Source organism: Bradyrhizobium zhengyangense, assembly GCF_022012555.1.
Taxonomy (GTDB): domain Bacteria; phylum Pseudomonadota; class Alphaproteobacteria; order Rhizobiales; family Xanthobacteraceae; genus Bradyrhizobium; species Bradyrhizobium zhengyangense.
Genome location: NZ_JAKLTZ010000025.1, coordinates 1 through 12776 on the forward strand (window position 1 = coordinate 1; position 12776 = coordinate 12776).

The following is a 12776-nucleotide window of genomic DNA, read 5'->3' on the forward strand; positions in this document are numbered from 1 at the left end:
CCGGGCGACATCATCCCGGAATGGTGGGCGAGATCATCTCGGAATGGTGGGCGACATCAAATCGGAACGGTGGGCGAGATTATTCCGGAATGGTGGGCGACATCGAGCGGAATCAGCACACAGGTCTCTCCTTTTGCGGGTTGCCTCTGGCCTCAATGGTACAATTCAAACCGGACGGACCTTCTCGTTATCCCCACATCGTTGGAGACTCCAAATGCCCTTCGTTGATTTCGCGGAGCTGAAGACCCGTGTCTCCTTGGAGGACGCCATGCGACTGCTTGGCCTCACCCTCAAGGCGCACGGCAACCAACACCGAGGCCCCTGCCCGGCCTGCAAGTCAGGCGGAGAACGAGCTTTGGTCATTACCCCCGGACGAGGCTTCTATTGCTTCGCCAAGCGCGCAGGAGGCGACCAGATTGCCTTGGTGGCTCACATCCAAGGTTGCACCCTTCCCGAAGCAGCAGCCTTCCTGGGCGGGAACAGTACCGTTTCCACGACCGGCCGCCGGAACAGTACCAGTACTGTTCCTGTTACCGTTCCCCCTGCCCACCAGAAGAAGCCAGGCTTCGATGCGGAAGCCTACGCGGCCAAGCTGGACCCGGCTCACGAGTCCCTGTCGGAGCTTGGGATTTCGGCCGAGACCTTCCGGGACTGGAAAGCGGGTTTTGCGAGCACCGGGACCAACCGGGGCCGCTTGGCTATCGCGCTCCACGACCCCATCGGGAATGTCCTCGGCTTCGCCGGCCGCGCGCTCGGGGCCGAGCAGCCGGTACTCACGATCCCGAACGGGCTCAACCCGCAGGAGATCATCTTCGGGGCTCACCGAGTCGACGCCGGCACCCTCTACCTGGTCCGGGATGTGCTCGATGTGCTGCGAGCGTACGAAGCCGGCGCGATCAACTGCGTCTGCTTCCTTTCGGAGATCACCGGCCTCCAGGTCGAAATGCTGGCCGCCCTCATGGCAACCAAGCACTGCGACACGCTGGAGCTTTTCTGAGCAAGAGGCCCGCTACGCGCGGGCCTTTCTTCTCCCTACTGCCCGGCATCCGTGACCTCTCGGATGCCGCCAGTGAGGAGAAGCGCTATGAGTGATGCAGCAGATAAGACAGCTCGTATTCGCGAGCTAAACGACAGCTTCCGCAAGACGTTTGCCGGCGGCCGCATGATGATGTCGGCCAGCGTGGCCGCTTTACCAGAGATGGTGCGGTCGACGGCGTGGCTAAAGGTGTCTGATTTCAACGAGTGGGACGCCGGCAACGATCCCCACCATGAGCACGACTTTCTCAGCTTCGAGCTTTGCAATCGCACATTTTTCTGGAAGTGCGATTATTACAACAAAGCGATGGACGGCGGATCTGAAGATCCATCCGATCGAGAACAAACAGTTCGCGTCGGCACATTGATGCTTGCGGAGGACTACTAATTGAGATCCCTTCGCATCAGACAAAAAAGGCAGCCCGATTGGGCTGCCCTCTTTTAACTCAGAAGCTTTAGAATGACCGCAGCCGTGAGCACGAAGATAATCTGCACGAGTCTTCGTTGAGAAGATCCGATTGAAGGTTGCCATGCTAGCGCTGGTGGCCCAGGCCAATTCCGAGCGTCCGCGCCTTTTGCCGCAGCGATCCCACACTGCGCTTTGTCTGCTTCGCTATCTTTTCTACCGGCGTCCTGGCTTTGGAATGGGCGCGCAATTCCTTCACGTCCGCCTTCGTATACGCCCGTCGCGCCGGCTTCTTCGCAGCCTTCTTAGTCTTCTTTGCCTTTTTCACTACTGACTCCTCAATTAATGTGGGCGCGTTCTACCAACATCGCGCCCATTTCTCAACCTTGCCGCGGTGTAGAATATTGGTAGCCCTGCTCCTTCCCACCTAGGCCATCGGTCAGCTAAACGCACTGGCGAGTGTTATGCCCCGTTGGGGGACCGTCGAGACACGCCCCTACTACGTTCGATTCGTAGAGGTGCTCCACCAGTGAGCAGGGCTAACTCATTCAGGAGAGTATCATGCTCGTACCCTACGTGCTTCCCATGCACTTGCAAACGCATGTCCGTGGCCTGTTCGTTGTCCAAGAGATGTTTGACCCTACCGAGTTCGCGAAGCTGGTTGAGGCGTCAGACGTCATCCCAAAGAGGCTGTTGGCGGATTACTGCAAGGACTATGAGGAGCTTGCCGAGTATGAAGGTGCATCAATCTTTCGCGACGTACAGCTTCCATGGATAATTGTGGTCTTTAAGTCGGAGCCACGAAGGATTCGAGGCATCGCACTGCATGAGACCGTCCATTTGGCGGATCACATGACGTGCAATCCCGAAAACCGGGCCCGCTTCATCGAACACGTCTTTATGACGTTTTCCGATGACCTCGATGATCGTCAGGCTCGCCACTGAGGCGAGCCTTTTTCTTCGTATCGGAGTTGCGGTTGATGGTGCGCGGGATGGCCTGAAGGTTTATGAGAGCCTTCGAAATCTGATTTTGACAGATGCGCATGCTGGTGCGGAACGTTTAGCCCCGTCAGTTCCAATAGAAATTGTGCCGTGACCTATCCTCCGAAAGGAGCGTCGTTCCCGGTTTCTTGATCTCTAAGATGTCCAAATAGCCGTCCGAAGTTACGACACAAAAATCCGCATACTGCGTGGCGGCAACGATAATGTTCAGCTTCTCCAGGCGCCGGATGTAGCTCTCTTGAAAGAACAAGATGTTCTTCTCGAAGTATTTTTGCCACCAGCTCTCATCGTGGCCGGCAGTGACTTCCACATCGAACTCCTCCACCAACCGCCGTAGGTAGATAAGCTGCACGTCCTGTTTGGCTTGATAAGCGGTAGGAATGTCGAGCGACTGGCTCGTGGATGCGCCGGTAACAAATTTCGTCAGGGCCTCCCGATCTTCCGCTGAGATCACTCTCTGATCTACGCTGGTCAAGATCTCTGCAAACATGCCGCGCTGATAGGCGTGATAGTTCGCGGAAGGAAAATGTTCGGGGTATACCTCAGCGAGCATCTGCTGGCTTAGCTTCAGGTTCAACTGCCGGGTGCCATCCCAACGCTGCGTGCCGTACTTCTTGATTACCCGCGCCGATAAGCGAACTTTATGGAGCGCCCCGTCCTTCAGCACCGAATTTTCGTCCGGGGTAATGGTCAGCGTGAAATTCTTGAACTTCTTCTTGAGGTGCTCAAGCGTATGCTTCAGCCCCCCAAAACCTCGACCATTTGCTGGCAGAAATGCGGGCGTCTTACCAAATCCGGTGTAATAAATGGTCGTCCCGGCTAATTGTCCATAGCTGCGGGCGGTAAGTTTATATGCGCGTGGTCGGGCCATAATGAGCTGAATGGAAAAATGGAATCAAACTCCCAAAGTGTACAGCTTCCATCGTTCCCGTCCAGCGCGAAGGCCCGCTTGAGCACCGGTTCGATTGGCGCGCTATTTGCGCTAGCAGTTGTCCTGAGTTTGAATTCCGGTCGCGCGCCTCGCTAAGCAGCAGATACTTCTTCCCCGTCTTACGCGAAAGCCAAACAAGTTGTGAAGCTTGATGCATTGGAAAGCTTTGCGGTACTGTTGACCGTTCTGCACATCGCTCAAGTCAGTATGAAATCCTTCGCGCTCAGACTGTGAAGAGTAGTATTTCGCAAATCAATGATATTCAGTGTATCGGTGACGATTGCAACATCAGGTCCGACCTGGAAGCTGTGATGCAGGATCAAGTCGAAAGTTGCTGCCGTCGACGCATGGGGGTCCGCCTGGTGAAATAGTGAATGATCGAGCTCCAATACGTCATGGTTGGATGACGTCGCATCGAAGTTATTGACAATGTCCAGTCCAAATCCCGGCTTGAATACGAACGTGTCAGCGATATTGGCGTTACCAGACTCGAACCCGCCCTTAGCGACCTGCACATTGATAGCTTGCGTGTCTTGGATGCCACCGTCGGACGCAGCGACAACAACTTGATAGCCATGTCCATCCTGCGGCGTCGATTTGAAAGAAAGCACGCCGGACGTCGGATCGATGGCAAATAGCTTTTGGTCTTGGCCGCCGACGATCGAATACTTCATATTCGTATTGGGATCAGGATCAGTGGCGTGAACCGTATCGACGTATTTTGTGTCGTCGGCGATGATGATCGACGCTGAACTACCACCGCCGTCGGAGGTGATGACCGGCGGATGGTCGGTGACGGTGAGGTGGAAAACGTCGGTAGCCGCCAAACCACCGGTGTCTGTTGCCGTTATCTTGATGTCAAAGCCACCTACATCGCTGGCAGCCGGCGTGGCGCTGAGCGTCCCCGTTGCCGAATTGAAAGTAAGCCACGACGGCAGCGCGGAGCCGTTGCTTAACGTCGCCGTGAGCTTCAAGTGGTCGCCGTTGTCAGGATCCTGAAAAGTGTTGCTGGGCAAGGTTAATGAAAACGGCGAGCCGGCTGTTGCGGACTGGCTCACAGTCTGATGGAGCAGCGTTGGCGCGTCGTCGGCGCCGGTAACATTCAACGTCAGGGTATCCGCAGTAGTTAGAATACCATCAGTAACGCCGTAGTGGAACACGGCGAGGTCGCTTTGCGACGACCCCAAGCTGTTGAACTTCGCGATACCTGTGGCCGTCAGAGAAAGAATCGAACCACTCAGCGTGTAGTCGGTCCCAAGGACGAGTGACCTCCCTCCTGCAGTCGTGACGGCTGCATCCAGGCCGTAGACCGACAGAGAGTCTCCTGCATCGGGATCCCTCGCTCCCGACAGAAGATCCTGGTTGAATGTAGGACCGTCCTCTCCCATGCTCCGCGTAATCGGCGAGACGACGGGAGCTGCATCCGCAACCCTAATTGTAAAGCTCTCTGATGCGGTGTTTCCGGCCGCATCGACGGTATTGACCGCAATTGTGTGGGTGCCGAGCGCAAACGTATCGCCGGAATGCACCACGCTACTGCCGTCCATGAACACGACCGGGTCGGCTCCGTCTACGAGGTCACTCGCCGTCGCTGAGAATGTAACTTTTGCGCCCGCCAAGCTCGTTGCATGCACCGTCCGGTCGCTCACCGGCGTCAACGTCGGCGGCGTCGTATCGACTACTTTGATCGTGAAGTTCTCCGCAGCGATATTCCCGGCCGCATCAACCGCACTTGCAGTGATGGTATGCGCACCTAATCCGAAAACATCTCCGGAATGGACGACAGTATTGCCTTCCTTAAATACAACCGAATCCGCGCCGTCGACCAAATCGAGGGCTATCGTCGTAAACAGCGCCACTGCGCCTGCCGGGCTCCCGGCCTCATTCGTCTGGTCCGAGACCGAGCTCAAAACCGGAGGGGTGGTGTCGATGATAACAATGCCGGATGGATTTGCGACTGCTCCCGCCAGGTCGGCGTCATTGTTAGTCAGGTCACGTACGACCGCGCCATTCAGGTCGGTCCCTACGACAGCTACGTCGGCGCTGTTCTCGCCGGCGGACACAAAGTAAGTAAAGACTAGTTTGGAAGAATTAGCGAGCGCTGCCGTTGCGGCCGCGTCGAAACTTGCTACCCCTCCGTCGTCGAGCGACAGCGTTGGCACGCCACCCGTCACGATCACTGGCTTACTGAAAGTCAGGATCAGTTGCACCGAATGTCCGACGCCGAGATCTCCGTTGCTCGGATTGATCGCTAACGAAGACACCACCGGCGGCGTTGCAATGTAATTCAGCGATGCCGAGATAGCGTCGTTCAGATTGCTCCCGGTGAGCGTGTCAAGCACATTTTGGAATTGTTCCGGATGCTCGGCGAGCGTCTTGAGCGCGTCCGACGCGGCTCCCTGTGCCACGTTTTCTACCGCGCCAACATCCGCGACGAAGTTGGGACCGGAGCCATCGGCCGTTAATTTGCCCATCAACGCGCTGTTACTCGCCGCAATAGCCTGCGCCGACGCGCTTTCTTCGCTGGGGTCGAGGCTCCTGCCCTCGATCTGAAGGACGGAATCGATAAGGCTTTTGACAATAGCGTCGTCGGTTAAGTCCAGAATCTGACCCTGTCCAAGACTTACAACCTGGGCCGCCAAGGCAGCAACTGTATCGTTCCATGCCGTGCTGTAATGATTCGCGTCTGTTCCGCCGATAATCGACGCGATCATGCTAAGCGTATCGCCGATCTCGGTCCCGGCGGCGAAACTGACAGAACCCGCCTGGGCGCCGGACTTTGCGGCGGCCACCGGATCGAGAGAAAGCAGGTCAAGGCCGACATCAAGCCCAAACGCCGCGAGGACCTTGCCCTCGGCATCGGGAACCCCATCATCCACGAGCTTCGATACGATTGTCGTCAGCGGCGTGATGACCTGCGAACCGGAAGGAGCCGACAGAGTGCCTGCGAAAGGAAGGCCGCTTGACGTGTCCGTTCCGCCGAACAGCACAAGACGGCCAGAGCCCCCTGCCAGATCGAATCCGCCGGTTGCATCTGTCGTCGCAATCGCTTCTCCGGCATCGACCCGTCCATTGCCGTTGGCATCGGCAAACACTGTCGCCCCGCGAATATACCCGTCAGCGCCGAGGAATAGAGAACCTTTCCAGCCGACGTCCAGCAGACCTGACCCAAGTTCGCTTCCGCTTCCATTTGGATGACTAAGCAGATTGATTGGGGGGGCTCCGGCCCAGCTCCCATACTGAAATTCAAGGTTCGTTATCCTGTAGAGCTCTCCAACAACGGCTCCGTTGTAGGAGAGTTCGACATGGGTTTGCGAATCTGCATCGTCAATTGTTTGCCAACGGTACCCTGCTGGCGATTCGTTGATTACAACGTTATTGACCGCTCCTGGCCCTCCGTCCACGTAGTGCACTTTGTTGGAAATCGGGCTCCAGAAGAAGGTCATGTTTTCTGGTGCGAGCAGGCCACGCGAATCGTAGACACCTCCCAGGTCCACGTCGTCATTTCCGTCGATATGGATCAGAGGCGAGTTCGGCTGTCCGACACCGACCTGAATAGAAGGACCTTGATACAAGCTATTTGTTTCTAGTGCTTGGCCGAGTTCACTGATCGAAGGTTGCGCGAGGACTTCGTGAAAGACGCTCTGTGGATCGATTGCAAAGGCAGTAAGCTTCTGGATGTCTGCAACATAGAGTTCAGGGCTATGCTCCTCGAACGACCACGTATTCGATACATCACTGTTCAAAAAAATGTCGTGGCCTTCCTGCGACTTCGGTTCAATAGATGCAAGCACTCCGGCTGCAAGCACCGCCGCCTCCGCGGCAACAGGACCGGCGGAAGCTTCCACCGCCAAAGGCACTGCGGCGAGAATCAAGTCCTTTTCGGCCTGGGGAAGGCTCGACAACTTTCCCAACCCATAAACCAGATCGTCAGTATGAATGAAATTGTTCGCGAGCCCGTCGGCTATCTGAACATCGGCTTCCACGCCGGGATAGCCATCTGTGTAGGCCTCCACCTTTACCGACTCTGGCAGGCCCGGCTTGATTGCACTCAGGAAATAATCAACCATCGCCGAACCAAGGCTATGGCCCGAGACCAAGACCTGATCAACCTTGTTGGCATCAATGAATTGCTTCACGACCTCTACAAGCGGAGCGAACTTTGCCCAATGTGTAGCAAAATCCAGATAGTCTAAAAAATCGCTCGCTTGGTCCGTGCCGGCAAAAGAGATAGTAAGCGTGCGCTTACCGCCCACGAGCGCGGTCAAGACTAGGGCGTCGGCTTCAGAGGGATCAGACAAAAGTTGTTCAGCTGAATCAGTGCTGTGAGCTTGGTAGTAGCCGTTGACGAAAGAATATTGAATTGCCCCCTCTTGTCCACGCGAGTTGATGCCGAGTTCGTCTGCCGAGAGAGCATGCCAGTGATCCGATTGAATAGTAGTCAGCGCAGGTTGATTCGGTGACCGCCCCAAAGCTAAGCTATCGTGGAATGTCTGCTGACTCGGGTAGGCATCGAGAGCGAGCCGAAGCATTTCGGCCGCGAGACCGTCAGGTAGGGACACCTCCTGGGCCTCCCCATGAACTGTCACTGTCGCCGTCTTCCATTCCGAACTTCCGCCGTGACTGTCCGTCACCTCGTAGAGGAAAGTGTCGGTCGTCGTCACGCCCACGGGCAAATACAAAAATTTCCCGTTCGGATCGTAAGTGAAAGTGCCGTCGCCATTGTTGATGACCGTGCCTTTCGTTCCGGCAGTGTCTATCTTGAAAGTAAACGTGTCATTCGCATCTGCATCTGTAAAAAGTGCCGTTAAGATGATCGGCTGGGGATTCGTATCTGCGTTCGCGTCGCCTGATATGTTCGACGCAGCCGGCGACGCTCCTCCGGCTTGAGCGGGTGCGAGCTCAACCATGATGGATGAAACGTCATGGTTGAAACCGGAAATTTTATGGAACTGGGCCGAAACGTCGACTCCACCTGTAGGTCCGTTCGAATCAAACAAATAGACTGCAGAACCCGAGGAACCTGAAGAGTCCGCCCGCGTTCGCCCGGTGACATCAACACTGGCGTTGCCGGCGTTGTCGCCGATGCCACCCACCACCCACGAATAAAGCGCAGTATGGAGTGGTCCGATTGTAATCGAGTTCTGACCTGCGTCGGTATCGTAAAGATAATTCACCGGGATCGTCTGCTCGACACCGGTGTAGTCTGCCGCGTCGATGTTGATCGTTCCAATAAATCCCGGGGCCGTCGTAACGCTGATGTTGTGCGCTCCGGTGGGCGGCGCAACTAAAACATATAGATATTGTTCCTCACCTGCTCCGCCAATTTTCTTGACAAGCGAAAGCTCTTCGCCGGCGTAGATGACGGACGTAACCACATCGGGTTCGCTGAGGTTAGCACCGTTTCCGCAGGCTATCGAAACGACAAGAAGTCTATTCGAGCCGGCGACACTGATTGGGACCGTGAAGGGACTTGCAGCGGAAGCAGTGCTAAAGTACTGCGCCGCGGTCGAATCCACTGCGATTGGAGACGGACTGGCCTTAATTTCAGTTTCACCGTCCGAACCGGCGGACACGGAAAACAATACGCGCGATAGGTCCTGAGCGGGATCAAAGTTGAGGTTATGTGCTTTGCCGTCCTCTACAATGCGAAGCACGTTCCCCGCTCCCAGAAAGACGGAAGCACCACTGTCGTATCTCACAGTTGACAATTCGATCGTGTCGCCAATAGCGAAACCAGAAATAGTGCCGGTATATTCCGAAGGATCGCCAAGCTTCAACATGCCGCCAGCGCCTGGGAAATCCACAAACGGGCGCGAGCCGTAGCCATATCCGACAATGGACCCGTTATTGCCAATGCCGCTCGCTACTGCACCATAGGGCGAGAGAAACGATGGATCATCAATCGACGTGAATGCTCCATTTGAAAAGAGATATGCGTGATAAACGTTGTTGCTGTCCCAGTATGTTCCTACGATCTGTCCGGCGTCATTGATTCCGAGCGCTTGGGTTCGTCCAGCTCCTAAAGGATCATCGAATGTCGTAAACGCGCCGTTCTCATACACGAAGCCATGTTGGCCCGCGCCGTCATTGTAATAGCCGACGATCTCTCCAGCATCATTGACTGCGGAAACGTGTGTTGTATTCGCCCCCGCAACGCTGATGCTAGTAAGAGTGCCTGCTATCTCCAAAAAGCCGCGTTCGGCAAAACCAGTACTGCTGTTGCGGTAGGTCCCAACAATCTCGCCACTATTGTTGATCCCAGTCGCGCTAGTATAGAACGGATTCAAGGGATCTGCGTCGAACTGAAACTCACTTCCATCGCTGTAGCGGACAAATGCGTGGACGAACTGTCCGTCATAATAGTCTCCAACAATATCACCGCTACCATTTACTCCCTCGACTACTGTTTGGTCTCCGGGGAATGCATAGTTGAAAAGCGTGACGCTTCCGTTTTTGTATATAAAACCTTGGTCGCCGAAAGACCCAACGACTTCACCGGCATCGTTCACGCCATGTGGTCGGCCAACGTTTCCTGAAGACGGATCGACAAGAGAAGCGGAGAGGCTCGAGAAAGCGCCGTTTGCGAATCGCACATTGACACTCGAAGCCTGATCGAATTCCAAGGTACCGTGCGTTTCAATTGACGCGCCAACGCCGAGTGCGGGCCCTTGAACAACGAGTCCTCCAACCTTTACGTCGATGTTGCCTTCGCTGCGGAGTGTCCCTGTTATAGTGAAGGTTCCGCCGGTTATAGCCAGCGTAGCGCCGTAACCTTCTATATCGAGTTGGGATACTTGGTTGTCATGGGCGCTGGTTACCGTATATGTCTGCGATCCCGGCAGCGCAACGATAGCAGTGGACGGCGGAACGGAGTCGGCCCAATTCGCTGACGTATTCCAATCTCCATCCAGATCAGTAGACGCTGGCCCAATCCATCTGACGACCGTTTCACCAGGCGGTGGACCGGAGTCACCATACGCGCCGTAGTACAACAAGTTCGAGAGCAGAATTTCCGAAGGAGCTACATTGCTATAGGCGAAATGTGGATCAGCAATGCTCCCTAAAATTACAACTCCCGCACCATAGTGCTTTAGGCCGATGGCAGTAACGGGATTGCCCAGACCGTCCGTTCCGGCCGTGACCAGCGGCGTGAGGTCAGACAAGGGGAGCAAGTCAGGACCCGCGATGATGCCATCCGAGAACCAGTTGCCTGTCCAGTTGGCGCCCGCATCCCCCACGGGCCCAAGGAAGATCGGATCGCTAGGATCTACGGCATCTCCGCCACTAGAAATTCCATTCCACAGCGTCGCTCCGAATCCAAGATAGACGTCGTCGGCGCCGCTTCCATCGTTGATAAAAAGTCGTCCCCCATTGGAAACGAAGGCCTCGATCGCACTCAGATTTGCGTTTAGAAACTGAGCAAATTCGGATTCCGTACCGACACCCGTATTGATAAAAATGAAGTTGTAGCTGCCGTCGAAAACCGCAGGGGTAAACCCCTGAAATTTTGTCCAGTTATCGACCCCGAATGCCAGGTTCATGGCTGTTTCGGGAGATCCAGGGTCGTCCGGAGAAATTCCCCAAGGATTGGTGCTGCCGGTCATGTAGGCGACAGAAGCCATGAAATTATCCCCTGCTCAGCGTTGATAAATGGAAACCGATCGAAAGAACTTGCGCTCCTCTGAGTGAAAAGAACGCACTCCTCTTCTAGTCAAAAGCCGCCATGATGATTTGAACATATTTGTCGCCGCTGAGCGGCTCTTGAACTCTCGATCACCCCTGCCAGTGTTGCTAAATATTCAGGGCATCGGTTGACGACCTTACGATCAACAAAATCCGCGTTCGCGCGCCTCAGCGACAAAGGCTCCTTTTTCTCGTTGCGACAATAGGTGACGTGTCGCGCGTTCACGATCCGAAGTGCGCGTAAGCTCTTCGTACATAATTCGGAACAAAGAATTTGAATGAAGCAACGCGTTCCCTCGGTGCTGCTTCAAGCTTTTCGAGCGGAGCGCTTCTTATCGGCTTCGCACTACCATGGGCATATTGGCGGCTTGCGCCATGCCGAAATCCCACGCGTAAAAGCTGCGAGCAGCATAAGCTCATACCACGCCCCCATCCCAAGCGACTACGCCGCGGGGACACGCGGCATGTCACGGATTCTTCAGCCTTGCCTCTCTAGGGTTGCGTTATTAGGCTGGTGGATCAACACCTAAAATTGATGGTCTAAGGATTGTCGACGCTTGAATCTCGGGAATCCGGTCCTTCTCTCCTGAGCCGCACGCGGGCGGTTACGGCGAGGGATGCAGACGCTTTTGCCTCATGGATAAATCGAGACTTCCCTGTCCCTTCGCAACTGCAAAAGGTCCTCCCTGCCCTGCTTATGCGCCTGATTTCCGAAGAGGTTTTACGAGGGGCGGCGGTAGAATACCTCGGTCAACCTTCTCGGGTACCCGTTCTTGTAGCTTTTGGACTAACCGGCTTTCTCAGCAACGCACTAGCAGCTCAGTATCTCGCCGGCCCTTACCCACATCTTGAACTCGACCTGCTCCATCAGGCGGACCAGTCCCGAGGCTCGGGACCGTTCCTGTCCGACGAAGATATCGCCAAAGCCAACGCCGGCGAGGGGCTTACCGCCTTTCCGCTTCTTTGGCTGCAGCGCACAAACGATCCGAAAGAGCCCGAAGCGCAAGCACTACAGATGGCTAGCCAGCAGAGCTTTCTGCGCATCCATCGCGGATACCGGCTCGCGCGTATCCTCAAAGAGACAACGGCCGATCGCGCCGAGGCCTTTCGCGCAGGCGGCTTTCAAGAACGTCATCGTTTTCCTGTCGGGACACCTTTGCCTGTCTTAGGCGGAATGTTGAAACAAGAGCACGTGGTATTTGAGGCGCGAAGGTCGGATTTCGAGAGCGTTCTGCCGGGATCTACAGTGAGCTATCTTTTCCTGTATTCGCCTCCTCGCTGCGGCTTCACGCAATTCGAAAGGCAGGTACTCGAACGGGCTGCTGACAGTTTAACGGACGAGGAAATTGCCCTAGCTCTGGGGATACGGCCGGGCGCCGTAGCTTTACGCTGGCGTTCCATATATGCACGCGTCACAAAGCATGTGCCCGCCTGGTTTGATGCTCACGCCAGTCCCGGGTCTATGTCTCGCGGAAGAGAGAAGAGACGGCGAGTGATTTCATTTGTAACCGAGCACCCGGAAGAACTCCGGCCGTACCCGATCCAATAGATGTTCACCTCTTGGCGCGCGAGAACTCGACCTCGCATTATTTAAACAGCAGCGTGGCGCCTCTTAAAAGACGCTCGCTTGACCTCGGGCGATGTTCCTTCGAAGACATCCGACACGCCTTTTCCGCCGGCTTGCTGAGCCTCACGAAACCGGACCTTAATCCGACA

At 55.5% G+C, this 12776-nt stretch carries 7 protein-coding genes; 4 read left to right on the forward strand and 3 right to left on the reverse strand.

Annotated elements, in window-relative coordinates; all coding sequences use genetic code 11:
- Positions 1–214: 214 nt before the first annotated feature.
- The gene (locus L6639_RS39505; RefSeq protein ID WP_237866877.1) at positions 215–997 is read left to right on the forward strand and encodes a hypothetical protein; all 783 of its coding nucleotides are present in this window, start codon (positions 215–217) and stop codon (positions 995–997) included.
- Positions 998–1084: 87 nt separating this feature from the next.
- Positions 1085–1423 carry a DUF3768 domain-containing protein gene (locus tag L6639_RS39510; protein ID WP_237866878.1) on the forward strand — a complete coding sequence of 113 codons (339 nt, stop codon included), beginning with the start codon at positions 1085–1087 and terminating at the stop codon, positions 1421–1423.
- Positions 1424–1568: 145 nt separating this feature from the next.
- Here L6639_RS39510 and L6639_RS39515 read toward each other — a convergent pair whose 3' ends face one another.
- Positions 1569–1769, reverse strand: coding sequence for a hypothetical protein (locus L6639_RS39515; protein WP_237866879.1), 201 nt, complete (start codon positions 1767–1769; stop codon positions 1569–1571).
- A 233-nt stretch (positions 1770–2002) separates the two neighbouring features.
- Here L6639_RS39515 and L6639_RS39520 point away from each other — a divergent pair, with 233 nt between their 5' ends.
- The gene (locus L6639_RS39520) at positions 2003–2386 is read left to right on the forward strand and encodes a hypothetical protein (protein ID WP_237866880.1); all 384 of its coding nucleotides are present in this window, start codon (positions 2003–2005) and stop codon (positions 2384–2386) included.
- A gap of 124 nt (positions 2387–2510) precedes the next feature.
- Here L6639_RS39520 and L6639_RS39525 read toward each other — a convergent pair whose 3' ends face one another.
- Together L6639_RS39525 and L6639_RS39530 are read right to left on the reverse strand one after the other, a co-directional pair.
- Entirely contained in the window at positions 2511–3314 is an 804-nt protein-coding gene (locus tag L6639_RS39525) for a Shedu anti-phage system protein SduA domain-containing protein (RefSeq protein WP_237866881.1), read from the reverse strand.
- A 257-nt stretch (positions 3315–3571) separates the two neighbouring features.
- Entirely contained in the window at positions 3572–10999 is a 7428-nt protein-coding gene (locus tag L6639_RS39530; RefSeq protein WP_237866882.1) for a putative Ig domain-containing protein, read from the reverse strand.
- A gap of 758 nt (positions 11000–11757) precedes the next feature.
- Here L6639_RS39530 and L6639_RS39535 point away from each other — a divergent pair.
- Complete coding sequence (locus L6639_RS39535) at positions 11758–12609, forward strand: helix-turn-helix transcriptional regulator (protein ID WP_237866884.1); 852 nt, start codon at positions 11758–11760, stop codon at positions 12607–12609.
- Positions 12610–12776: the final 167 nt, after the last annotated feature.

Excerpts from the sequence above, each read along its gene's own strand:
- L6639_RS39505 (WP_237866877.1), top strand. The coding sequence starts at position 215 with ATGCCCTTCGTTGATTTCGCGGAGCTGAAGACCCGTGTCTCCTTGGAG.
- L6639_RS39510 (WP_237866878.1), top strand. The coding sequence starts at position 1,085 with ATGAGTGATGCAGCAGATAAGACAGCTCGTATTCGCGAGCTAAACGAC.
- L6639_RS39520 (WP_237866880.1), top strand. The coding sequence starts at position 2,003 with ATGCTCGTACCCTACGTGCTTCCCATGCACTTGCAAACGCATGTCCGT.
- L6639_RS39525 (WP_237866881.1), bottom strand. The coding sequence starts at position 3,314 with ATGGCCCGACCACGCGCATATAAACTTACCGCCCGCAGCTATGGACAA.
- L6639_RS39530 (WP_237866882.1), bottom strand. The coding sequence starts at position 10,999 with ATGGCTTCTGTCGCCTACATGACCGGCAGCACCAATCCTTGGGGAATT.
- L6639_RS39535 (WP_237866884.1), top strand. The coding sequence starts at position 11,758 with ATGCGCCTGATTTCCGAAGAGGTTTTACGAGGGGCGGCGGTAGAATAC.